The 21,443-nt window shown below is 65.0% G+C and carries 17 protein-coding genes; 5 read left to right on the forward strand and 12 right to left on the reverse strand.

Annotated features, from left to right (window positions below):
• Nucleotides 1-52: 52 nt before the first annotated feature.
• Entirely contained in the window at nucleotides 53-844 is a 792-nt protein-coding gene (locus tag BCV67_RS09055; RefSeq protein WP_062171020.1) for a lysophospholipid acyltransferase family protein, read from the reverse strand.
• A gap of 212 nt (nucleotides 845-1,056) precedes the next feature.
• Here BCV67_RS09055 and BCV67_RS09060 point away from each other — a divergent pair, with 212 nt between their 5' ends.
• Complete coding sequence (locus BCV67_RS09060) at nucleotides 1,057-3,627, forward strand: EAL domain-containing protein (RefSeq protein ID WP_062171018.1); 2,571 nt, start codon at nucleotides 1,057-1,059, stop codon at nucleotides 3,625-3,627.
• A gap of 486 nt (nucleotides 3,628-4,113) precedes the next feature.
• Here the strand turns inward: BCV67_RS09060 and BCV67_RS09065 are convergent, their stop codons facing one another.
• From BCV67_RS09065 to BCV67_RS09085, 5 genes are read right to left on the reverse strand one after another with little or no spacing between them, the layout of a single operon-like run.
• The gene (locus tag BCV67_RS09065) at nucleotides 4,114-4,542 is read right to left on the reverse strand and encodes a hotdog fold thioesterase (protein WP_062171016.1); all 429 of its coding nucleotides are present in this window, start codon (nucleotides 4,540-4,542) and stop codon (nucleotides 4,114-4,116) included.
• Between the two features lie 29 nt (nucleotides 4,543-4,571).
• Nucleotides 4,572-6,530 (reverse strand): phospholipase D family protein, encoded by a 1,959-nt coding sequence (locus BCV67_RS09070; RefSeq protein WP_062171014.1) that lies wholly within the window; start codon nucleotides 6,528-6,530, stop codon nucleotides 4,572-4,574.
• Nucleotides 6,531-6,553: 23 nt separating this feature from the next.
• Nucleotides 6,554-7,123, reverse strand: coding sequence for a YceI family protein (locus BCV67_RS09075; protein WP_062171013.1), 570 nt, complete (start codon nucleotides 7,121-7,123; stop codon nucleotides 6,554-6,556).
• Nucleotides 7,124-7,127: 4 nt separating this feature from the next.
• Nucleotides 7,128-7,604 carry a SixA phosphatase family protein gene (locus tag BCV67_RS09080; RefSeq protein WP_062171011.1) on the reverse strand — a complete coding sequence of 159 codons (477 nt, stop codon included), beginning with the start codon at nucleotides 7,602-7,604 and terminating at the stop codon, nucleotides 7,128-7,130.
• Nucleotides 7,605-7,622: 18 nt separating this feature from the next.
• Nucleotides 7,623-8,255: a ParA family protein gene (locus BCV67_RS09085; protein ID WP_062172013.1), complete on the reverse strand. Its 633-nt coding sequence runs from the start codon at nucleotides 8,253-8,255 to the stop codon at nucleotides 7,623-7,625.
• Between the two features lie 133 nt (nucleotides 8,256-8,388).
• Here BCV67_RS09085 and BCV67_RS09090 point away from each other — a divergent pair, with 133 nt between their 5' ends.
• Complete coding sequence (locus BCV67_RS09090; protein ID WP_062171009.1) at nucleotides 8,389-9,870, forward strand: AAA family ATPase; 1,482 nt, start codon at nucleotides 8,389-8,391, stop codon at nucleotides 9,868-9,870.
• Between the two features lie 477 nt (nucleotides 9,871-10,347).
• Here BCV67_RS09090 and BCV67_RS09095 read toward each other — a convergent pair whose 3' ends face one another.
• The 3 genes from BCV67_RS09095 to BCV67_RS09105 all read right to left on the reverse strand — a co-directional run bounded on the left by BCV67_RS09095 (nucleotide 10,348) and on the right by BCV67_RS09105 (nucleotide 13,112).
• A complete protein-coding gene (locus BCV67_RS09095; RefSeq protein ID WP_156455916.1) occupies nucleotides 10,348-11,412 on the reverse strand; it encodes a hypothetical protein in 1,065 nt (354 codons plus the stop codon).
• Nucleotides 11,413-11,452: 40 nt separating this feature from the next.
• Nucleotides 11,453-12,367 carry an AEC family transporter gene (locus BCV67_RS09100; protein WP_062171005.1) on the reverse strand — a complete coding sequence of 305 codons (915 nt, stop codon included), beginning with the start codon at nucleotides 12,365-12,367 and terminating at the stop codon, nucleotides 11,453-11,455.
• A gap of 106 nt (nucleotides 12,368-12,473) precedes the next feature.
• A complete protein-coding gene (locus BCV67_RS09105) occupies nucleotides 12,474-13,112 on the reverse strand; it encodes a tetratricopeptide repeat protein (protein ID WP_062171003.1) in 639 nt (212 codons plus the stop codon).
• Between the two features lie 169 nt (nucleotides 13,113-13,281).
• Between BCV67_RS09105 and BCV67_RS09110 the strand changes: the two genes are divergently transcribed.
• Nucleotides 13,282-16,992: an indolepyruvate ferredoxin oxidoreductase family protein gene (locus tag BCV67_RS09110; protein ID WP_062171001.1), complete on the forward strand. Its 3,711-nt coding sequence runs from the start codon at nucleotides 13,282-13,284 to the stop codon at nucleotides 16,990-16,992.
• 356 nt (nucleotides 16,993-17,348) lie between these two features.
• Here BCV67_RS09110 and arsC read toward each other — a convergent pair whose 3' ends face one another.
• Both arsC and arsH read right to left on the reverse strand, forming a co-directional pair.
• Nucleotides 17,349-17,771 carry an arsenate reductase (glutaredoxin) gene (gene arsC / locus BCV67_RS09115; protein ID WP_062170999.1) on the reverse strand — a complete coding sequence of 141 codons (423 nt, stop codon included), beginning with the start codon at nucleotides 17,769-17,771 and terminating at the stop codon, nucleotides 17,349-17,351.
• Nucleotides 17,768-18,508, reverse strand: coding sequence for an arsenical resistance protein ArsH (gene arsH, locus BCV67_RS09120; protein ID WP_062170997.1), 741 nt, complete (start codon nucleotides 18,506-18,508; stop codon nucleotides 17,768-17,770). Before arsH ends, arsC begins: the two co-directional genes overlap by 4 nt.
• A gap of 38 nt (nucleotides 18,509-18,546) precedes the next feature.
• On the opposite strand from arsH, the gene BCV67_RS09125 reads away from it, so the two are divergent.
• Complete coding sequence (locus BCV67_RS09125; RefSeq protein ID WP_062170994.1) at nucleotides 18,547-18,861, forward strand: ArsR/SmtB family transcription factor; 315 nt, start codon at nucleotides 18,547-18,549, stop codon at nucleotides 18,859-18,861.
• Entirely contained in the window at nucleotides 18,861-19,913 is a 1,053-nt protein-coding gene (gene arsB, locus BCV67_RS09130; protein WP_062170993.1) for an ACR3 family arsenite efflux transporter, read from the forward strand. The genes BCV67_RS09125 and arsB overlap by 1 nt, the downstream gene beginning before the upstream one ends.
• Nucleotides 19,914-20,130: 217 nt before the next feature.
• On the opposite strand, the gene BCV67_RS09135 is transcribed toward arsB, so the two are convergent.
• A complete protein-coding gene (locus BCV67_RS09135; RefSeq protein WP_062172011.1) occupies nucleotides 20,131-21,348 on the reverse strand; it encodes an FAD-dependent monooxygenase in 1,218 nt (405 codons plus the stop codon).
• Nucleotides 21,349-21,443: the final 95 nt, after the last annotated feature.

The following is a 21,443-nucleotide window of genomic DNA, read 5'->3' on the forward strand; positions in this document are numbered from 1 at the left end:
CCGGCCCGGTTGGCGTTGATTGCCCACCACAGTGTTGGCCGTGATGCGCACCTTACGGCCCTTCCATCACCGCCACGATGCGCGCACGCGAGGTCTCGGCGATACGCCGGCGGCCTTCCAGGTCCTGGACCGCGATCGGCTCCAGGAAGTGCACCTCGCCACGCCGTGCCGGCTCACCCAGCAGCCGCAGGAAATTCCCGAAGAAGCTCTCGCCCGGCGCGAACGCCACGGTGGTCTGTGCGTCACCGCGCACGCCATAGCGCAGCGCGATCGGCTGCACCGGCACGCCGGCCTCCACCGCAGCCTGGAAGATGCGCGCATGGAACGGACCCACGTCATGGCCGCCACGGGTACGCCCTTCCGGGAACACCGCCACCGGCCGCTGCTCCTGCAGGCGCTTGACCATCTCTTCCATCACCCCGCCCAGCGACTCGGTATTGCCGCGCTGGTGGAAGATGGTGTGGCCACGGCTGGCTACCCAGCCCACCACGGGCCAACCGGCGATCTCGCGCTTGGCGACAAAACCGACCATCTTCTGGCTGTGGATCACGCTGATATCCACCCAGCCCACATGGTTGGCCACGAACAGCACCGCACCCGGCAGGGGCTGGCCGTAACGCTGCAGGCGGAAGCCGAAGATCCACATCAAACCACCCGACCACCAGCGTACGACCCGCTCTTCCAGCGGGTTGTTGGCGGGGCCCATGCGCCCCCACGGCTGCGTCATCAGCAGCAGGATCAGCGGCAGAAACAGGACAATGTGAACCAGCAGCAGCGGGGCGCGGTACAGGTAACGGAACACGCGGGCCACACCGCCCTGGCGGGCGGGACGGGGGGAAGTCATCCGCGCACGATACCGGATGCGGTCCAGCTTCCGCCAGCGTGGCAGGCACGGCCGCCGGCATTGCCAGGGCCTGCCCGAAGCGCGCACCCAAACGGTGCGCCGTGCCACACTATCGCCAGGAAGGACCGGCCTCCCCTTCGATTCGGGGTACGCCGGCAGCTTTCCCGGCATGAAGTGTGTAAAACGACACTATCGTTCAGGGGAGCGGCAAGATGGACCGGCAGCTGCTGTCATCGACAGAAGACATGCTGCATTTGTTTTCCGCGGCATTGGAACAGATCGGCAATGGCGTCATTCTGTTCGACGACGCCAACACCATCCTGTACGTCAACCACGCCATGGAGAACATTTCCGGCTGGTCACGTGCGGAACTCCAGGGCAAGAACCTGGGCACGCTGGCGCCGGCCAGCATGCGTGAGCGCTACAACACCCGCCTGTATCCGGGCGCCAGCAACCGCGTGCAGGAACTGGCCGCCGACCCGCATGACATCCAACTGGTCCGCAAAGACGGCGTTGCCTGCTGGATCAGCGTCACCCTGTCGCAGATCGCCGACAATGGCCGCAACATCCATCTGGCGCTGGTCAACGACGTCACCGCCCGGCGGCTGGCGCAGGCGCGCGAACGGCTGCTGTCGCTGGGCTTCGATGAAACCCAGAGCGCGGTGCTGATCACCGATGCCGATGGCCGCATCGTGCATCTGAACAAGGGCTTCCGGCGTCTGTTCGGCTTCCTCGACAGTGAGGCGATGGGCCAGTACGTGCCGGCCCTGCTGTCCCCGCACGACTACTCGCCCGAGCAGATTGCCAACTACCTCAGCCGGCTGCTGGCCGGCCAGCCGATCCGCGGCGACGAACGGCTCTACCGCAAGAACGGGCAGCCGCTGTGGTGCTCGGTCAGCACCAACCCCATCTTCGACGACTACGGCACCCTGGTGAACCTGGTCATCGTGCTGATGGACATCACCCGCACCAAGGTGCACGAAGTGCTGCAGCACAAGATGCTCGATGCGATGGTGCGCGAAGTGCCCACCGCCGAGGTGATGCAGATGATGTGCCTGGAGGTGGAGAAGATCGCCCCGCAGGTGCTGTGCTCGGTGCTGCGGGTCGAGGACGGGCGCCTGCGCCACCTGGCCGGGCCCAGCCTGCCCGAGGCCTACATCCGGCTGGTGGATGGCGTGCCGGTGGGGCCCAAGACCGGCACCTGCGGCACCGCCGCTTACAGCGGCCAGACCGTGCTCAGCCGCGACATCGCCACCGACCCGAACTGGGAAGGCCTCAGCCACCTGGCCCTGCAGCATGGCCTGGCCGCCTGCTGGTCGACGCCGATCAAGGCCAATGATGGCCGCGTGCTCGGCACCTTCGCCTTCTACTGCCGCCAGCCGTACGACCCGGACGAGTTCCACTACCGCCTGGTCGAGGTGATCGTGCACCTGTGCGCGCTGGCGCTGGAACGCGAGGAAGCCCGCAACCGGATTCGCCGGCTGGCGTTCTACGACGACCTCACCGGCCTGCCCAACCGCAGCCTGCTGCATGCCCAGGCCGACCAGGCGATCACCGCCGCCAGCCATCAAGGGCAGACATTGGCGGTGATGTTCATCGATCTGGACCGCTTCAAGCAGATCAACGATTCCTTCGGCCACCCCGGCGGCGATGAGCTGCTGCGCACGGTGGCGCGCCGCCTGCAGGAAGAAACCGGGCCGATGGATATCGTCGGCCGGCTCTCCGGCGATGAGTTCGTGGTGGTCCTCAACCGCTGCGACATGCCCACCGCCAGTGAACGCAGCGAGCGCATCCTGCGCACCCTGGGCCTGCCGCTGCCGCTCGGTGACATGGAGATCCGCCCTTCGGCCAGCATCGGCATCAGCATCTTTCCGCATGACGGCAACGAGATGGACTCGCTGCTGCACCACGCCGACGTGGCCATGTACCAGGCCAAGCACAACGGCCGCAACCGCGTGCGTTTCTACAGCAGCGAGATGGACGAATGCGCGCAGGAGCGCATGGCCCTGGAAGCGGCGCTGCGCGAGGCGCTGGAGCAGGGCCAGCTGCAGCTGCATTACCAGCCGCAGATCGATATCCACAGTGGCCGCCTGCACAGCGTGGAGGCCTTGGCCCGCTGGCAGCACCCGCGCCTGGGCAGCGTGCCACCGATACGTTTCATTCCGTTGGCCGAGGAAGCCGGGCTGATCGGCGACCTTGGCCAATGGGCGCTGGGCGAAGCCTGCCGGCAACTGGCCCGCTGGCGGCGCGACGGCCTGCAGGTGCCATCGGTGTCGGTGAACCTGTCGCCGACCAATTTCCACAGCGCCGCGCTGCCGGAGTGGATCAGCCAGATCCTGCAGCAGGAATCGCTGTGCGCCAGCGACCTGACCCTGGAGATCACCGAGGACGTACTTCTGGACGGCGACCCGATCACTCTGCAGACCCTGCATCAGGTGCATGCACTGGGCGTTCGGCTGTCGATGGACGATTTCGGCACCGGCTATTCCAGCCTGAGCTATCTGCGCCAGCTGCCGATCAGCGAGCTCAAGCTGGACCGCAGCTTCGTGCACGGCATCGAAGGCGACAAGGTCGCCAGCGCACTGACCCAGGCCATCGCCCATATCGGCCAGAGCCTGCAGTTGAAGGTGGTGGCCGAAGGCGTGGAGAGCGTGGAGCAGCTGCGCCTGCTGGGCGCGCAGGGCTACCAGATCGCACAGGGGTTTCACTTCACCCCGGCGTTGCCGGCGCCGGCGCTGGCGCTATGGGTGCGCGAGCACCTGCCGGTGGCCGTGCCGGTTTAGCTGGCTGGAGCAAGCGCCGAAGCAAGTGCCAACCCCTTCCCCGCCCTCTCCTTGCCTGTGGCAAAGGAGGGAGCAAAGCCGGAGCAAGTGCCAACACCTCCCCAACCCTCCCCTTGCCTGCGGCAAAGGGAGGGAGCGAAGCCGGAGCAAGTGCCAACCCCTCCCCCGCCCTCTCCTTGCCTGTGGCAAAGGAGGGAGCAAAGCCGGAGCAAGTGCCAACCCCTCCCCAGCCCTCCCCTTGCCTGCGGCAAAGGGAGGGAGCAAAGCCGGAGCAAGTGCCAACCCCTCCCCAACCCTCCCCTTGCCTGCGGCAAAGGGAGGGAGCGAAGCAGGAGCAAAGCACGTGCAGACGCAGAAAGCCGCGCCGTTACCCCCTCCCTTTGCCGAAGGCAAGGGGAGGGTTGGGGAGGGGTGCTTTACGCTTCCAGCTCTCCGCTTCAGCTCCCAGCTCCAAACCTCTGGTTCCTGGTTCCTACCGCCTAGTTCCTAGCCTCTAGCCACAACCGCCAAAGTCAGCCGCGAGATGCACACCGGCTTGCCGGCCTCATCCTCGATGCGGATTTCCCACACCTGGGTGGTGCGGCCCACATGCAGCGCACGCGCGGTACCGGTCACCACGCCGCTGCGGGCGGCACGCAGGTGGTTGGCATTGATCTCCAGCCCGACGCAGACCTGCTCGGCGGGGTCCACGCACAGATTGCCGGCGCTGCTGCCCAGCGTCTCGGCCAACACCACCGAGGCGCCGCCATGCAGCAGGCCGTAGGGCTGCTTGGTGCGCGCATCCACCGGCATGGTTGCCTGCAACCAGTCATCGCCAGCGGCGGTGAACACAATGCCCAGATGGTCGATCAGCGTGTTGCGGCTCATGGCGTTGACCAACTGCAGGTCAACCGGCGCGCGGAATACTTGGCTCATTGTTTTACCTGTTGGGGGAACAAGGACAGTTACAGGATCGGCACCAGGCCGGCGCCGAACGCGGTGAGCATGCGCACCAGCACCCACTTCGGGCCGACGTCCACTTCCGGAAAGTCACCGACCGCGGTGTAGCAGGTGTGGAAACGCGGGTCCTGCCGGCGCAGCGGTTGCGGGCACTCCGGGCCGGGCACGAAGGCGTAGTCGGTGGCGTAGCGCCACGGCCAGAAATCCAGCACCGGCAGCGCCTCGGAGGCCTTGCCAAGGCTGTAGTTCAACCCCGACAGCACCGGCGGTTTCTCGCGCGGCGCCACCACCCAGGAATTGTCCGGGTGCACGTCGCGCAGGATGCTCTGCGCCAGTTGCTCGGCGAATACCGGGTCATCGATGATCACCGCGCCTTCGGTGTTGTAGTTCTCGCTGCGCGGGTCGAAGTTGTGGGTGCCGATCACGCCGATGCGGCGGTCCACCACCAGTGATTTGGCATGCAGGCCCATGCGCGCGCCGCGGCGGGTCACCGGCAGCGGCTTGTTGACCGCGCGCGTACCCAGGAACGAGGGCCGGGTTTCGGTACGCAGTACATCGCGCTCGACTTCACTGCCATCGGCGCTGAGCCGGCGCCCGGAACCACTGCCGCGCACATTGCTGCCGGCCGCGCTGCCGCCGATCAGCCGATTACGTGACGTCGGCTGCGGCCGCAACGATGGCTCACCCTCCAAGGGGGCGGGCAGCAGCTGCGCGTAGTTGATCGGGGCATCCAGCGGGAACGGCTTGTACTCGTAGATGTTGAAGCCCAGCTCGCGCATGTTGCGGCGTTTGTATTTGTACGACAGCGCATAGACGATGGGGTTGTCGGTTGCCGCCAGGCTGTTGGTCGACACCACCACGCGCGGCGGTGTCTCACGCTGACGCAGGCCCTTGAACAGCGCCTGCGCAGGCTTGGACAACACCAGGTACGGCGTCTGCAGCAGCACTTCGGTCTGCGCGTGCGAAATCAGGGCATCCAGCCGCGGCTCGGTCAGGTGCTGGCCGTTGAGTGGCTGCGCCTCGCGCTCGCGGCGATGCTTGCGCGGCAGGTCGGCCACATAGCTGACCGAGCGCACCGGCAGGGCGGTAGCGACGAAGGCTTCTTGGATGAACTGCGGATCGGAGGCTTCCACATCCACCCGCGCAATCCGCTCCGGGCGCCGGAACGCCGCCTGCGGCATGGCCGGCACGCCCTCGTTTAACAGGGTCTTGCCGACATCGTTGAGGCGCTCGGCCGGCACGCTGCGGCGCGCATCCCAGAAGGCCTGGAAGTTGGCCGCCATCTCGCGCGCTTCCGGCCCGGCCACCACCACGTCACGGTCGCGGAAGTTGTATTCCTTGTCCCAGTCGTAATAGTCGTCCTGGTAGTTGCGCCCGCCAACCACCCCGATCACATCATCGATCACCAGCAGCTTGTTGTGCATGCGCTGGTTGAAACGGCGGAAGCAGCACAGCACGCTGCCTGCGTAGTCGAAGTAATTGAGCTTGGCCTTGCCGAACGCCGGGTTGTAGACGCGCAGCTCGAAGTTGGCGTGGGCGCCGGCCAGGGCGCCGAGCATCTGCACGTCCGAGATCGCCGAGAGCTGGTCGATCAGCACCCGCACCTTGACCCCGCGCCGGGCCGCCGCCAACAGTTCGTCGATCACCATCCGCGCGCTGTCGTCGGTGTCGAAGATGTAGGTTTGCAGGTCCACGCTGCGGGTGGCGCTGCGGATCAGGTTCAGCCGCGCCACCAGTGCCAGCTCGCCCTCGTCGACGATGGTGGCGTAATGCCGCGGCAGCTGCGCAGTGGACTCGGCAATGGCCTGGCCGCCCAGCGCACGCAGCGGCGAATCCAGCGCGCAGCGATCCGGGCGGTCGCAATCAATCACGGTGGAACGGGCCGCAACCGCGATGCCCTGGGCACGCTCGCGCTGCTGATTGGACAGCGAGGCACAACCGCTGGCCAGCAGGGCCGCCAGCATCAGCAGAAGACGGATAACAGGTTTCACGTTTTGGGGGCGCCAACCAGGCGTGTACGCAGTACGAATATCACTCGATCACTCAGGGCCATCTGCCAGCTGTCCATGCCATAACGGCCGCGCAGGATGACGCCGCGGCTGACGAGGTCGCAATCATAGCCGGGCCGGGCGCATTCAGGCTTTGCCAGACGCATCACTTCGGGCCGGCTGATACCTCGGATCGACAATCGGCCCTGCAGATCGCCGCCGGTCTGGGTCAGCTGCGGCGGGTAGGGATCCGAATCGAACTCCACCACCGGGTAACGGGCCGCGTCAAAAAAGTCCTCGCCGCGGATCCAGCCGGTGTAGCGCGGCCGGTCCGGGATTTCCACGTATTCGCTGTACATACGCAGCCGCACCTGGTGGCGACCGTCGGGCAGCACCGTGATCCAGCCTTCGAAGCGCGGAAAGACACCCTCCACCTTCTGACCGAAGCGGGTACGTATTTCAAACCCAAAACGGGAGTGCGCCGTGTCGAAATGCAATGGCTCGGCCGCAAGGGCCGAGCCAGCCAGCATCAACAGGAGCAGCAGCAGCCCGGACCGCGCCGCCGCCATGGACTCAAGGCCACCAGAATGCGGTCAACTTGGCGATGCCCGGTTCGATCGACGCCTCCATCGGCAGCGACAACACCGCCACCGATGCCGGCGGCATGCCGCGGTAGTCGCCGGTCTGGCCGCTGTGCATCAGCGCCACCAGTTGTTCCAGCCCCGGGTTGTGGCCCACCACCAGCAGGCGCTCCACCTCGTTGTGTTCGTCCAGCAGGGCCGCCAGGGTGCCCGGCACGGCATCGTAGATGCGCTCTTCCAGGCGTTGTTCGACGTAGCCGGTACGCTCCAGCACCGCCTCCAAAGTTTCCCGGGTGCGCCGCGCGGGCGAGCACAGCACCCGGTCCGGCACCAGCTTGTGCTCCTGTAGCCAACGGCCGGCGGCTTCGGCCTCGGCCAGGCCATGCGGTGAGAGGGGCCGGTCGATATCGGCTTGGCCATCGGCCGCCGGTTCGGCATGGGCATGTCGCAGCAGGATCAATTCACGCATGGTCGGGTAGTACTCCTGTCAGACCTTGTTCAACCACTTGAGCAGCGGCTCCCAGTCCTGCTGGTGCTCGCGTACCTGTGCAGAGTGATAGTCGAACAGGCTGCGCCCGAGCCCGACCATCACCACATAACTCTGGCTGTCGCGCAGCTGCGCGACCACCTCGTACGGCCACTCGGCCAGCATCTGCCGGGCCTGTTGCGAGGTCTGTGTCCACGGCTTGGTGCGGTTGAGCACCAGCCCCACCGGCACGGCGCGCGAGTGGATTCGCTTGATCTTGGCCAGGCTGTTGAGGAAGCCGACGATGGCCTCGATATCCAGCGCCGAGGGCAATACCGGCACCACCACCGCATCGGCGGTATCGATGAAGCGCTCCAGGTCCTCGCCATAGGCACCGGCCGGGGCATCGATGATGACCTGCTCGGCACCGTCGGGGATGAGCTTCTCCCAGTTCTTCTTGCGGTGCACATCCACCGGCAGCACGGCGCTCTCCAGGCTGGAGCGGCGCTGGGCCCAGCGGGTGCTGGAACCCTGCGGGTCGGCATCGGCGATCACCGTTGCCTTGCCGGCCAAGGCCGAGTGTGCGGCCAGATGGGTGGCGATGGTGGTCTTGCCGACACCGCCCTTGGAGCCGGCTACCAGGATCGTCTTCATGCACGCCTCGTTTTCGCGGGACTTGCCAGCAGCGTACACCGGCCCGCGTTACCAAAGGTAGTCACCGGGTGAGGAAGCCGCCCCGGCATGGCCCCGGGCTTGCTATCGTGTCGCCCCCGGCATTGGAACCACCATGAGCGAGCTGCAGGACCTGACCGCACTGATCCGCGCCAACACCCCGCTGATCGTCATCGAAACCCAGGACGAGACCCGCATCGTGGGCCTGTTCCGCGAGGCGTTGATGCATGTGTGGCGGTCCCTTTACCGTTGGTCGATCACCGAGGGCCTGCGCCGCATCGACATGGACCGCGAAGACGAGGCGGTCGGCCCACCCGATGCCAGCGCGGCGCTGCGGATGATCCAGGAGGCCGACCAGCGCGGCATCTACCTGCTGCTCGATTTCCACCCCTACCTGGGCTATGCCAGCCACCAGCGGCTGCTGCGCGACATCATCCAGCGCCGCCACAGCCAGCCCCACGTGGTGGTGCTGGTGGGCACCAAGGTGGAGCTGCCGGCCGAGCTGGAAGCGCTGGCGACCCGCTTCAACCCGCGCCTGCCCGATGCCAACGCGCTGCTGAAGATGCTGCGCGAGGAAGCGGCCAGCTATGCCCAGGAGAACGGCGGGCGGCGCGTGGAAGTGGACCAGGAGGCCGTGCAGCAGATCCTGCGCAACCTGCGCGGGCTGAGCATGACCGACGCCCGCCGCATCGCCCGCCAGCTGATCTATGCCGACGGCGCGCTGCAGGCCGATGACCTGCCGCAGCTGGCCAAGCTCAAGTTCGAGCTGCTCAACCGCAGTGGCCACCTGCATTACGAATACGACTCGGCCCGTTTCAGCGACGTGGCCGGCGCGCGCCGGCTCAAGCGCTGGATCGAGCAGCGCCGCGCGGTCTTTGTCTCCGGCAATGCCCCGCCCGGGCTGGACCCGCCCAAGGGCATGCTGCTGCTGGGCGTGCAGGGCTGCGGCAAATCCATGTTGGCCAAGGCTACCGCCGCCGGTTTCGGCGTGCCGTTGCTGCGGCTGGATTTCGGCACGCTTTACAACAAGTACCACGGCGAGACCGAGAAGAACCTGCGCGATGCGCTGGCCTCGGCCGAGCAGCTGGCGCCCTGCGTGCTGTGGATAGACGAGGTGGAGAAAGGCCTGGCCAGCAGCGGCGAGGACGGTGGCGTGTCGCGCCGCGTGCTCGGTTACCTGTTGACCTGGATGGCCGAACGCAAGGCGCCGGTTTTCATCGTCGCCACCGCCAACCAGGTGCAGGAACTGCCGGCCGAACTGCTGCGCAAGGGCCGCTTCGACGAGATCTTCTTCGTCGACCTGCCCTCGCCCGATACCCGCGTCGAACTGCTGCACCTGCACCTGGCACGCCGCCAGCTGCAGCCGGATCTGTTCGCGCTGCCGGCGTTGGCAGCGGCCAGCGATGGGTTCTCCGGCGCCGAGATCGAGCAGGCCGTGGTCGCCGGCCTGTACGCCGCCCACGCCGAGCAGAAGCCGCTGGACACCGAGCTGCTGATGGCCGAGATCCGCAACACCAAGCCGCTATCGGTATTGATGGCCGAGCAGGTGCAATCCCTGCGCCACTGGGCGCACGAGCGCACCGTGCCGGCGGATTGAGGCCGGGCAAAGAGCCTAAGCACTTGTGTCGTTCGGCACGCGCAAGTGAAAAGCCAAAACGTAGTGCCGAGCCATGCTCGGCAGAGGCTTTACTCATAATGTCCAGCACGCAGCCCGGGTAAGCACAGCGCACCCAGCCTACATCGACGGCAAGAAGACCCGCTCTTTGTAGGAGCGGCGTAAGCCGCGAAGCGCGCCCTGCATCAGATGGCACAGCTGCCCAGGTTTTCAACAAGGTCAGCTTCGCGGCTCACGCCGCTCCTACAAGCAGCCCATTTCCCCGATAAACGCAACGCACCCGGCCTACATCGACGGCGAGTGGACCCGCTCTTTGTGGGAGCGGCGTCAGCCGCGAAGCTCGCACTGCATCAGATGGCGCAGCTGCCTAGGCTTTCAACTAGGTCAGCTTCGCGGCTTACGCCGCTCCCACAAGCGTCTCGCAGCTCCCGGCTAAGGGGCCACGCGTTGCGCTTGATGTCAGCGGGTTGGCGTCACTGGCGGCGCTACCCACCCAGCTGGCGGCAGCACGGGCTCACCACGGTGTTGCAGCAATCTGCGCATTGCCGGGATCTCGCCCTCCTCACCAAACCAGCGCATATATACCTGCGGCTCCACAGTCGATGCTTTCTGCGCGGGGTCATTGTTGTTCAACAGCTGGGCGCTACGAAAGAACAACCAATCCAACTGCCGAAGATATTCAGCTGAATTACGGACGCTTTCAGATTGCGCCTCGATCCGTGCCAGCCGTTGCGCACCGGCCTTGGCGATGATCATCGTGTCGCTGTCCACCATTCGCTGCAGCAGGTTGCGGCATTGCTGACGCTGATGGATGTCGGATTCATCCGCTGGACAGAGCGCCAATGCCGCTTTCAACTCCGGCTGCCACATCCCCAGCGCGATGCTGAAAAGCGTTATCACGCGCTCCTGTTCCGCATAACGACCATTATTGGCCTGCTCCCACTGCGCCGCCCGCTCTTGCTGGACCACAGGCCATGGCATGTCCGCAGTCGCCTCATCCAGAAGCCGAATGATCAAACGCAGCTGATCACCGTAGCGCGGCGCATTCAACGCAGCCTGCCTGGCCTTTTCGGCGCCGGCCTGGTCCCCGCGCTGCTGCGCCCACCGCATCAACAACAGTTGCGCATCGGCGGTCTGCTCGCTCTGCAAAGTCAGCACTGCTTTTTCCACGGCGCAGTCGCCACCATCAAGGCAACGACGCACGGCCGTGGCGGCGATCAAGGGCTCATTGCTGCCTTTGGCAATGGCCTCCAGCAACCATGCCTGCGCTTGCGGCTCAGCCTTGAGCTGGCCGTTCTGTAGATCCAGCGAAAGCGGCGCCAGCCCGGCAGCAGCATACAACTTGAGCGGTTCGCCAGTGCTTGCCAGCTTGCGCGCCTGTTCCATCCGCGCCTGATTCTGTGCCTGTACCTGTACCAGCAGTGCTTCAGGAGCAATGCCATCCTGTTCGTCTGCAGGTGACTGTGCGTTCACCGTTGCGGTCACCGCCAACAACAGCAGCATCCACATTCCTTGTCTACGCATAGCCCTCTCCTTTCATCCATCTGCGCACTATGACGCCGGCTCAACCCACCCGACCCAGTACCCAGACCCAGGCTGGCAAGGTCACCAGCGACAACACAATGCCATAACCCACCATCGCTGCTGCCAATCGCGGCGCCAACCGGTGCGAGATGGCCAGGGCGGCGGCGGTGATCATCGTCGGCATCGCGGTTTCCAGCACGTTGACCCGCAGCATCTCGCCCTGCAGGCCGAACGCCCATGACAAGGGCAGTGCTGCCGCCGGCAGCACGACCAGCTTCAGCAGCAGGCCGATGCCCAGCGGTGCCAGTTCGGCGCGCGACAGCCGCAGCTGGATGGTCAGGCCCACCGCCAGCATCACCAGCGGCAGCATGGCGTCGGATACATTCTTCAGCGCGCCGGCAATCCAGCTGGGCGGGGTTGCCGGCATCACCAGCAAGGCGAAGATCAGTGCCCACAGCGGCGGGAAGCGGGCAATGCGCAACAGGATCTGGCCGGTGCTGGGCGGCGTGTCGCCGCTGTAACGTGCAAGCACGTACAGGCCGAACGTGGACAGCATCACGAAGGTGCCGAACTGGTCGTAGACCACCGCATACGGCAGGGCATGGTCACCCAGCAGCGCGCGCACCATCGGGTAACCGATGAAGCTGGAATTGCACAACGCCACACACAACAGCAGCACCGCGTGCACCTGCCGTTCGAACCCGAACACGCGCGTGGCCAAGCTCACCAGTGCCAGCGTCAACAGCATCAGCAGCCACGGCGTGAGCATGATGCCAAGCAGAGAGACATCCAGCTGCAAGCGCGGCACATAGGTCAGCACCGCTGCCGGCTGGCAGATGTACAGCACCACCTTGTTGAGCACGTCCGCCGCATTGTCCGGGAACACCCGTAAGCGTGCGAACAGCATGCCCAGTGCGAGCATGGTCAGGATCAGTGCGAATGCGTCGAGTGCCATGATGCAAGCTTGCGCCGCGCGGCCCCGCAGGGGGAATCAGCGCCGGCTCAAAACCTCCTGTCGCCGTACCCGCCTGTGCTGCGGGTACGGCAGTGCGACCTTGGCCTTACGGCCATGCCGGCGGATTGGCCGCCCATGCCTGCTGCACCTGGGCCAGCTGCGTGCGTTCGGCATCGGTCCACAACGGCAACAGCTGCGGATAGGCCGCCGCCGTGGTCCATTGGCCCGGCTCGGTGCGCACGGCGGCCGCATACCAGGCCACCGCCTCGTCCTTGCGGTCCAGGCTCCACAGGGCCAGCGCCAGCGTCGGCGGCACCCACGATGGATTGCCGCGCGTACCCTCTGCAACCTTGGTCCAGTGGTTCAGGGCGTCCTGCGCATCGCCCCGGCGATACAGGTCCCAACCGTGGTTCCAGCGCAGGCTGCGCGCCTGCATCGAGTTGTCCGCAGTTGACGCCAAAGCCTCCTGGTACAGCTTCAGGCCCAGCTCGTCACGGCCGTCGCGGTAGGCGATGCTGGCCAACTGGGCCGTGGCTTCCACGCCCTTGCGGCCGCGCTCGCGCAGCTTCATCAGCTGGTCCAGCACGTCGGCCTGTTCAGGCGCCACGACGATGAACGGCTTGGCCGCGGCATCCTCGTCGAAATAGAACTCGTTGATCTTCGGCAGGCTCTGCGCCTGCACGTTTGAAACAAGCAGACCCGCCAGCAGCAACGCGCCGGCGACCATGCGCCTTGTAACCCCCATGACTACAACCCCCATAAAACAGTTATCCCCCACCCGGCCCCGATCCTAACCGCTCCCGGCGCTACGCGCGACAGGGTTACAGGGTGATGAAAGCCCCACTGCTACAATCCGCGGCTGCCGCCGGCCCCGCCGGCCGGCGCCTGCCAGCCGTTTCCGCAATGGGCCAGCCATGACCAGTACCGCCGAACTTACCTCGCCCGCTTCCGCCAACGATCCGCTGATCGGCGTGCGTGATTCCGATTACACACTGGAGCACAAGTACACGCGTACCGATGGCCGCATCTACCTGAGCGGTGTACAGGCGCTGGTACGTCTGCCCTTGATGCAGCAGCAGCGCGATGCCGCCGCCGGCCTGAACACCGGCGGCTTCATCAGCGGCTACCGTGGCTCGCCGCTGGGCGGCTTCGACCTGGAGCTGTGGCGCGCGCGCAAGCACCTGGAAGCGGCCAAGGTGAAGTTCATCCCCGGCCTCAACGAAGACCTGGGTGCCACCATGGTCTGGGGCACGCAGCAGACCAACCTGTTCCCCGGCGCCAACGTCGATGGCGTGTATGGCATGTGGTACGGCAAGGGCCCGGGCGTGGACCGCTGCGGTGATGTGTTCAAGCACGCCAATGCCGCCGGCACCTCGAAGCACGGTGGCGTGCTGGCGCTGGCCGCCGACGACCACGCCTGCCGCAGCTCCACCCTGCCCCATGGCAGCGAAGAAGAGTTCGTCAGCGCGATGATGCCTGTGCTGAACCCGGCCGGCGTGCAGGACATCCTCGACATGGGCCTGGTCGGCTGGGCGATGAGCCGCTATACCGGCCGCTGGATCGGCTTCAAGACCATTGCCGAGACGGTGGAATCCTCGGCCTCGGTGGACGTCAACCCGTTCGCCCGCCAGATCATCCTGCCGGAAGATTTCGAGATGCCGGCCGCCGGCCTCAACATCCGCTGGCCGGACCCGCCGCTGGAACAGGAAATGCGCCTGCACCGTTATGCGGTGAAGGCTGCGCAGGCCTTTGCCCGCGCCAACGGCATCGACAAGGTGGTGATGGATTCGCCGCGCGCGCGGCTGGGTATCGTCACCACCGGCAAGAGCTACCTGGACGTGCTGCAGGCACTGGAATACCTGGGCCTGGACGAAAAGGCCTGCGCCGATATCGGCATCCGCGTCTACAAGGTGGGCATGACGTGGCCGCTGGAACCGCAGGGCATCGGTGAATTTTCCCGCGGCCTGGAAGACATCGTGGTGGTGGAGGAGAAGAAGGCCTTCATCGAGCGGCAGATGAAGGAATACTTCTATAACTGGCCGGCAAACTGGGGCGCGCGCCCGTCCATCGTTGGCAAGTACGACGAGCAGGGCGAATGGATCCTGCCATCCACCGGTGAGCTGACCCCGGCCACGATCGCCGGTGTGATCGGTCGCCGCATTCAACGTTTCTTCAATACCGAATCCATCGAAGAGCGCCTGCGCTGGATGGACGTCAAGGAAGCCGAAATGGCCTTGCCGCGCGCGCAGTTCCCGCGCGTGCCGCATTACTGCTCCGGCTGCCCGCACAACACCTCCACCAAGGTGCCGGAAGGCTCGCGTGCGCTGGCCGGCATCGGCTGCCATTACATGGTGACGTGGATGGACCGCGACACCGACACCTTCACCCACATGGGCGGCGAAGGCGTCACTTGGGCCGGCCAGGCCGCGTTCACCGCTACCGAGCATGTGTTCCAGAACCTCGGCGACGGCACCTATTTCCACAGCGGCTCGCTGGCGATCCGCCAGGCCATCGCCGCTGGCGTCAACATCACCTACAAGATCCTCTACAACGATGCGGTGGCGATGACCGGCGGCCAGCCGGTGGACGGCACCCTGACCGTGCCGCAGATCGCCCACCAGATGCGTTCGGAAGGCGTGTACACCATCGTGCTGCTGTCCGACGACATCCAGAAGTGGAAGTCGCGCCGCCACGAGTTCCCGAGTGATGTGGAATTCCACGACCGCGCCGAACTGGACAGCGTGCAGCAGCACCTGCGCACGGTGAAGGGCACCAGCATCCTGATCTACGAACAGACCTGCGCCACCGAGAAGCGCCGCCGCCGCAAGCGCGGCAAGATCGTCGACCCGGCCAAGCGCACCATGATCAACTCGCTGGTCTGCGAAGGCTGCGGTGACTGCGGCGAGAAGAGTTTCTGCGTTTCCGTGCTGCCGAAGGAAACCGAGTTCGGGCGCAAGCGCGACATCGACCAGTCCAACTGCAACAAGGATTTCTCCTGCACCACCGGCTTCTGCCCGAGCTTCGTCACCGTGCACGGCGGCCAGCTGCGCAAGGGCAGCAAGAGCAGCGCCGCCAGCCTGCTCGACAACCTGCCGGCGCCCACTTTCCGCACCGATTTCTCGCAGCCCTGGAACATCCTGATCACCGGCGTCGGCGGCACCGGCGTGGTCACCATCGGCGCGCTGCTCGGCATGGCCGGCCACCTCGAAGGCAAGGGCGCCAGCGTGCTCGACCAGACCGGTCTGGCGCAGAAGGGCGGCGCGGTCACCACCCATATCCGCTTGGCCAACAGCCCCGCCGACATCCACGCCGTACGCATCGCCGCCGGCGAAGCCGACCTGGTGCTGGGCTGCGACATGGTGGTGGTCAACGACTACTGGGCGCTGTCCAAGGTGCGCGGCGAGCGCTCGCAGGTGGTGTTGAACACCTATGAAGCGATGCCCGGCACCTTCACCACCCACCCGGACATGCAGTTCCCGGCCGCCGACATCATTGCCGGGGTGAAGCTGGCATTGGGCGGGCGCGAACCGATCCTGCTCGACGCCACCCAGCTGGCCACGGCGCTGCTCGGCGATGCGATTGCCTCCAACCTGTTCATCCTCGGCTTCGCCTGGCAGCAGGGCCTGGTGCCGTTGTCGCTGGAATCGCTGATGCGCGCGGTGGAGCTCAATGGCGCCGCCGTGACCATGAACCAGACTGCGTTCGCCTGGGGCCGCCTGGCCGCGATCGATCCGCAGGCCGTGCAGCAGGCCGCCGGCCTGGTCCACAACGCGCCGACCGATGCCGAGCGCAAGCCGCACGTACTGCGCGAACTGCCGCCGGGCGAGTGGGAAGGCAGCGAAGCCGGCGCACCGTCGGCACCGCGCAACCCCGGCAACGAGCCGGACGTGCGTGGCCTGCCGGCCGCCAGCCGCAGCAGCGGTGAAGCCGCCTTCGCCTCACTCGACGACGCCCACCTGTCGCGCTCGCTGGACGAGCTGATCGCCCGCCGCAGCAGCTTCCTCACCGACTACCAGGACGCCGCCTACGCCAACCGGTACCGCGCCCTGGTGGACACGGTGCGCAAGGCAGAGCAGCAGGCAATCCCCGGCAGCACTGCATTGAGCGAAGCCACCGCGCGCTACTTCTTCAAGCTGATGGCCTACAAGGACGAATACGAAGTGGCCCGCCTGTACACCAGCGGCGACTTCATCAAGCGCGTGGGCGAGCAGTTCGAAGGCGACTACCAGGTGCGTTTCCACCTGGCCCCGCCGCTGTTCGCCAAGCGCGACGAACAAGGCCAGCTGCAGAAGAAGGAATACGGCCCGTGGATGTTCAAGGCCTTCGGCCTGCTGGCCAGGTTCAAGGGCCTGCGCGGCGGCCGCTTCGACGTGTTTGGTTACACCGAAGAACGCCGCGGCGAACGCCAGCTGATTGCTGACTATGAGAAGACCTTGCAGGAACTGATCAGCGGCCTGGATGCACACCGTCTGGCGCTGGCGGTGGATATCGCCAGCATCCCCGAGCACATCCGCGGCTACGGCCACGTCAAGGAAGCGCACCTGCACGAAGCCAAGGCCCGCGAAGCAGCCTTGCTGGCGACGTGGCGTAATCCGAAAGCGCTGCATATCGTGCAGATGGCCTGAGCAGGCAACGGATAGGTTGCCGATGCGCAATGCAACCTATGGGTTGCATTGCGCGGCTTGAGTTTCAGCGTCTACGTTGAAGCTGCAGATTGTTTCTGAGCTGAAATTGCTTCAGCGGATCTCGAAATCCGTGGACACCAATAATCGCCGCGCTTGCCTGCCAACCTGTGCCGGCGACCATGGGAGCGGGTGTGACGCGTTTGCCTAACGCCGGCTTTGTGCTGCAGGAACCAGGGTTGTTGGAGGATGTCGGGGCAGCGCAGCGTCTTTCAGCAAGGACGAGACAGCGACGTTCAGTGAAGTTGTTTGAAAGTCTTCATCGCCTGCCCTGCAGCGGCTGCGCTTAGCAGTGACTATCAGGATGCGGTTCTGTTCCCGTGCGCATCGATGACCACCTCGCCGTCTTCCTTTACGAAGGGAGTGGCTACCGCCGGCAGGATTGCAAGGACGGTCTCTGACGGGCGAGCAAGCCGCACACCCAGGTCCGTTTCCACGAACGGTCGGTTGATCAGGATGGGATGCGCCAGCATGGCATCGATCAACTGATCGTCGGTAAGCGCCGCATCGTCCAGGCCGAGATCAGCGTAGGGCGTTCCTTTCTGGCGGATTGCTTCCCTCACGGTCAATCCAGCCTTACTGATGAGTTCAGCCAATCGCGCCTTGGATGGCGTGTCGGTCAGATAGTCGACGATCATCGGCTCGATGCCGGCATGCCTGATCAGAGCCAGCACGTTCCTGGAGGTTCCGCAGCTGGGGTTGTGGTAGATGGTTGCCTTCATGCTGCGGCTCCTGCGGCCGCTTGAGGAGAATTGGCGCCGGAGGCCGCCGCAAGAGCCGCCACCGCGGCGTCACCCTTGCGCTCACTGTAGCGATCAACCAGATAGTCACTGCGATCCCTGACCAGCAGGGTGAACTTCACCAGTTCCTCCATCACGTCGACGACCCGGTCGTAGTACGCCGATGGCTTCATCCGGCCATGTTCATCAAACTCCTGCCAGGCCTTCGGTACCGACGACTGGTTGGGGATGGTGACCATGCGCATCCAACGCCCCAGCACGCGCAACGCGTTCACCACATTGAAGGATTGCGAACCCCCGCTGACCTGCATCACCGCGAGCGTGCGGCCTTGGGTGGGACGAATGCCAGCCTCCTCCAGCGGCAGCCAGTCGATCTGGTTTTTCAGCACAGCGGTCAATGTCCCGTGCCGTTCCGGGCTGATCCAGACCTGGCCTTCGGACCACAGCGAGGCCTCGCGCAATTCGCGCACCTTGGGGTGATCGACCGGCACCGCGTCCAGCATCGGCAGCTCATGCGGATCGAACAACCGGGTTTCGGCACCGAAGTGTTGCAGCAGGCGCTGCGCCTCCAGGGCCAGCTTGCGGCTATAGGACTGCGGACGGAGCGAGCCGTAAAGGATAAGGATGCGCGGCCGGTGCGTGCTCGGGCTGATGACGTCCAGAGCGGAGTGGGCAGGTTGTTGCAGGGAGCCGGCGTGGATATTTGGGAGGTCGAGCATGGGTTGTCCCTGGAAATCATTTCCATTATTCTAGATCTATGGAACATAAGTCCGCAACGCAAGCACTTGCCGCTCTTGGTCATGGAACGCGGCTGTCGATCTACCGTCTGCTGGTCGAGGCAGGTCGCGGCGGCAAATTGGCAGGCGAGATCGCCCAGGCACTGACACTTCCCGGCGCCACCCTCTCCTTCCACCTGAAGGAGCTGGCCGCCGCTGGCCTGGTCACTTCCGAGCAGCGCGGCCGCACCGTTTGTTATCGCGCCAATTTCGACGCGATGACCAGTCTGGTCGACTACCTGACCGAGAACTGCTGCGCGGGCGATCAAACCTGCGGCACGCCGACGCGCTGCTGATGAAGGACAAGGCAGAGGCGCCTGCCGAGCGCCTGTCATTCATTGATCGCTTCCTCACGGTCTGGATCTTCCTGGCAATGGCGGTCGGCGTGGGCCTGGGCTTCGCCTTTCCAGGGCTGCAGCAGCGGATAGACGGGCTGAGCATCGGCACCACCAATGTGCCAATCGCCATCGGCCTGATCCTGATGATGTTCCCGCCGCTCGCCAAGGTGGACTACGCGCAGCTGGGCGTGGTGTTCAAGGACAAGCGCGTACTGGCGCTGTCGCTGATCCAGAACTGGCTGATAGGCCCGGCGTTGATGTTTGCCTTGGCGGTGATCTTTTTGCGCGACCAACCGGGGTATATGACCGGGCTCATTCTGATTGGTCTAGCCCGCTGCATCGCGATGGTGCTGGTCTGGAACCAGCTGGCAAAAGGTGACAACCAATACGTCGCCGGATTGGTCGCATTCAATTCACTGTTCCAGATCGCGTTGTTCAGCGTCTACGCCTGGTTCTTTCTCTCCTGGTTGCCGGCTGCGCTGGGGTTGGAGGGAGTCGTACTCAATCTTGGATTCTGGCCAGTTGCCGAGGCCGTCCTGATCTACTTGGGCATCCCGTTCGCTGCCGGGTATCTGGTGCGCCGGGCGTTGACCAGGTCGAAGGGGCTTCATTGGTATGAGCAGACATTCCTGCCTGCCATCAGCCCGATAACCCTGGTCGCCCTGTTGTTTACGATCACGGTGATGTTCGCCATGAAGGGTGGCGATGTGGTCAAACTCCCGTGGGATGTTTTGCGGATCGCTGTTCCGCTGGCGATCTACTTCCTGGTCCAGTTCGCCGTCAGCTTCTTCATGGGAAAACTGATCGCCAAAGACTATCCACGCACTACTGCAATCGCTTTCACAGCTGCCGGCAACAACTTTGAGCTTGCGATCGCGGTGGCGGTAGCTGCGTTCGGCATCAGCTCGCCCGTCGCATTCGCCGCCGTCATTGGCCCTCTGATCGAAGTGCCGGTTCTGATCATCCTGGTGAACGTCGCGCTCCGGCTGAAGCAACGCTGTTTCGCGTAGAAATTCCCCAAAGAGATGCGCGTAATTTGAGTGGCCGCTTTCGGCCAAAAGCGGACACTCTGTACCGATTCCCCGGTCCAAGACTCCATTGCCAAGAGCGACCTGGCCAGCTCCGCTCCGCAACAGGTCGCACTGTGGAAGCGATCATCAGGCTCCGATCATATGGAGGCTTCTTCCGCGCTCCCTTGCCATATGCCGACCAGACCACGATTGCCCTTCATAGGCGATACAAACTGCCAGCGCCATTCGCTGGACTCCGATCGGTGCACGCTGCCATCGGCAATCCCTGCGACCACCCTGCCGCCATCGCATGCGCATCGCGCACCGGATCGGACGCCTTGGCGCGCTCATCGCGAATACGGCAGGCCTCTGGGTCGGTGGTGAAAAGCCCGCGCGCGAACATTCGTCCCTGCTCTGCCAGCTTTGTGGTTTTTGGCCCGCGGACCGATGCGAAGCGCAGCAGTGCTTCGTCCAAACAACCGCCGGCCCCATCCAGGCATCGCGCAAGATGCCACGCGTCTTCCAATGCCTGACAAGCGCCCTGTCCCGAGGTCGGCAGTGGCGCATGCGCCGCATCTCCGATCAACAGCACATTCGCCCGGCTCCATGTCTTCAGCGGCTCCAGATCGTGCACGGCAATCTGTTGTATGGAGTGCGACGGCGTGGCATCGATGAGGCGGGCGACAGGACCGGGCCACCCTGCAAACAGATCCATGACTTCTTTATGCAGATCCGTCGCGGGCTCCTTCCCAGGCAATGGCCGCGCCTGAGCGGCTGCCCAGTACACCAGATCTGTACGGATCGCGACGCAACCAAAACGATGGCCGGAACCCCAGTAGTCCTGGATGCCGATGTCGTTCACCAGTGCATCGTTCCCCTGTGCAACCCCGATCCAGTTCACAAAGCCTTGGTAGATCGCGCGGTTGTCACCTGCGACGAAGCTGCGCGCCACCGAGTTCATGCGCCCATCGGCGCCAATAAGCAGATCTGGGCGGATCCGCTCCCCGTTTTCAAACCGCGCCACGGCCCTGCCACTGCCATCCAGGTCAACTGCTACCACGCGATGTCCGAACTCCACCGGGATACCCGCCCGTGCCACATGGTCCAGCAGCACCGCCTGCAGGTCCCGACGCAGGATCGTGTGGGTCGGGTATCCCATGATCTGGTCCAGCAGCGTGATATCCAGGCCTCCGAGCGAATCACCCGCAGCGTCCCTGCGCTGCACTGACACTGGCCGCCCGCCCGCTGCCGCGACATCCTCCAACAACCCTAGTTCCTGCAGCACAAAGCCGGCGTTGGGCCAAAGTGTCACACCCGCTCCCATGGTCGCCGGCCCGGCCCTGCGTTCGTATACGCGGAGGGTGTGGCCCTGCCTGTGCAACGCGAGCGCAACGCTCAAGCCTGCGATTCCGCCACCCAGTATTCCGATGTCCATTCCGATGCACTCTTGTTGAATTCGCCCGGACGCGCCACTGAAGGGCATCCGTCGGACGGGAGTGCATCCTAGACCCTGCCAAATTCCGGAACTAG

It is taken from the genome of Stenotrophomonas nitritireducens (assembly GCF_001700965.1).
Taxonomy (GTDB): Bacteria; Pseudomonadota; Gammaproteobacteria; order Xanthomonadales; family Xanthomonadaceae; genus Stenotrophomonas; species Stenotrophomonas nitritireducens_A.

What these genes read in the sequence shown, in the direction of transcription:
- BCV67_RS09055 (WP_062171020.1), bottom strand. Translation starts at nt 844, where the DNA reads ATGACTTCCCCCCGTCCCGCCCGCCAGGGCGGTGTGGCCCGCGTGTTC.
- BCV67_RS09060 (WP_062171018.1), top strand. Translation starts at nt 1,057, where the DNA reads ATGGACCGGCAGCTGCTGTCATCGACAGAAGACATGCTGCATTTGTTT.
- BCV67_RS09065 (WP_062171016.1), bottom strand. Translation starts at nt 4,542, where the DNA reads ATGAGCCAAGTATTCCGCGCGCCGGTTGACCTGCAGTTGGTCAACGCC.
- BCV67_RS09070 (WP_062171014.1), bottom strand. Translation starts at nt 6,530, where the DNA reads ATGCTGGCGGCCCTGCTGGCCAGCGGTTGTGCCTCGCTGTCCAATCAG.
- BCV67_RS09075 (WP_062171013.1), bottom strand. Translation starts at nt 7,123, where the DNA reads ATGGCGGCGGCGCGGTCCGGGCTGCTGCTGCTCCTGTTGATGCTGGCT.
- BCV67_RS09080 (WP_062171011.1), bottom strand. Translation starts at nt 7,604, where the DNA reads ATGCGTGAATTGATCCTGCTGCGACATGCCCATGCCGAACCGGCGGCC.
- BCV67_RS09085 (WP_062172013.1), bottom strand. Translation starts at nt 8,255, where the DNA reads ATGAAGACGATCCTGGTAGCCGGCTCCAAGGGCGGTGTCGGCAAGACC.
- BCV67_RS09090 (WP_062171009.1), top strand. Translation starts at nt 8,389, where the DNA reads ATGAGCGAGCTGCAGGACCTGACCGCACTGATCCGCGCCAACACCCCG.
- BCV67_RS09095 (WP_156455916.1), bottom strand. Translation starts at nt 11,412, where the DNA reads ATGCGTAGACAAGGAATGTGGATGCTGCTGTTGTTGGCGGTGACCGCA.
- BCV67_RS09100 (WP_062171005.1), bottom strand. Translation starts at nt 12,367, where the DNA reads ATGGCACTCGACGCATTCGCACTGATCCTGACCATGCTCGCACTGGGC.
- BCV67_RS09105 (WP_062171003.1), bottom strand. Translation starts at nt 13,112, where the DNA reads ATGGGGGTTACAAGGCGCATGGTCGCCGGCGCGTTGCTGCTGGCGGGT.
- BCV67_RS09110 (WP_062171001.1), top strand. Translation starts at nt 13,282, where the DNA reads ATGACCAGTACCGCCGAACTTACCTCGCCCGCTTCCGCCAACGATCCG.
- arsC (WP_062170999.1), bottom strand. Translation starts at nt 17,771, where the DNA reads ATGAAGGCAACCATCTACCACAACCCCAGCTGCGGAACCTCCAGGAAC.
- arsH (WP_062170997.1), bottom strand. Translation starts at nt 18,508, where the DNA reads ATGCTCGACCTCCCAAATATCCACGCCGGCTCCCTGCAACAACCTGCC.
- BCV67_RS09125 (WP_062170994.1), top strand. Translation starts at nt 18,547, where the DNA reads ATGGAACATAAGTCCGCAACGCAAGCACTTGCCGCTCTTGGTCATGGA.
- arsB (WP_062170993.1), top strand. Translation starts at nt 18,861, where the DNA reads ATGAAGGACAAGGCAGAGGCGCCTGCCGAGCGCCTGTCATTCATTGAT.
- BCV67_RS09135 (WP_062172011.1), bottom strand. Translation starts at nt 21,348, where the DNA reads ATGGACATCGGAATACTGGGTGGCGGAATCGCAGGCTTGAGCGTTGCG.